At 69.7% G+C, this 346-nt stretch carries 1 protein-coding gene; it reads right to left on the bottom strand.

Annotation, left to right across the window (positions count from 1 at the left end; translation table 11 throughout):
• A partial coding sequence (locus E1182_RS31515; RefSeq protein ID WP_165942781.1) for a hypothetical protein occupies positions 1-346 on the bottom strand: 346 nt, incomplete at both ends.

The raw sequence follows: 346 nt of genomic DNA, 5'->3' as shown, positions 1-346 counted from the left end.
CGCTGACCTCGATCTCTGGCACGAGTACGAGCGGGCCACCGCCGGTAAGAGCGCGCTGCGCTGGTCGCGTGGACTGCGGGCACTGCTCCTGCCCGACGTCGACGAGCAGACCGACGAAGAGATTGCGGCCGAAGAGGTCGGCGGCGACACCGTGGCCTACCTCCTGCCGCACACCTGGTACCGCCTGGCCGACATTCCCGGCGCTCAGTCGGCGGTGCTCGACGCGGTAGCCGACCAATACGCGGATAAGTCCCTCCCAGCCGTCCGACTCCACCGCGTCGAGCACCGCCGACTGAGCGCCGGGAATGTCGGCCAGGCGGTACCAGGTGTGCGGCAGGAGGTAGGC

Source organism: Micromonospora sp. KC721, from assembly GCF_004348355.1.
GTDB lineage: Bacteria > Actinomycetota > Actinomycetes > Mycobacteriales > Micromonosporaceae > Micromonospora.
Note: the sequence above shows the minus strand (reverse complement) of the source record. Positions and strands in the feature narration are given on the sequence as shown.